Below are 284 nucleotides of genomic sequence, written 5' to 3'. Positions count from 1 at the left end.
GTGTCGGATTGACCGGGTTCTTTGCGGGCGGAACCATAGCATTGAGGTTGAAGGCAAGAGCAGGCAGATATACGCCATCACTGAAGCGGTAACGAATCGTATTGACCGGCATCGACCAGAAGCCCCACCAATCGATGTTGTGCGGATCGTCTGAGAACACGAATTCGGAGAACCCGATCCACGGCTTTTGCCACTCCACGTCTGTTGGCCACATAATGGCCATAAATTCTTCGAGGCGCGTGTTGTAGCTGAGGTCGCCCATCTGAGCGCGGGGCGCGAGTTGA

1 protein-coding gene is annotated in these 284 nt (G+C 55.3%); it reads right to left on the bottom strand.

Annotated features, from left to right (window positions below; translation table 11 throughout):
* Positions 1–284 (bottom strand): hypothetical protein (locus AC1RPT_RS07990; protein WP_481763020.1); only part of this gene is annotated, 284 nt, incomplete at both ends.

It is taken from the genome of Dellaglioa sp. CoH-56-MRSF-11, from assembly GCF_056782135.1.
Note: the sequence above shows the minus strand (reverse complement) of the source record. Positions and strands in the feature narration are given on the sequence as shown.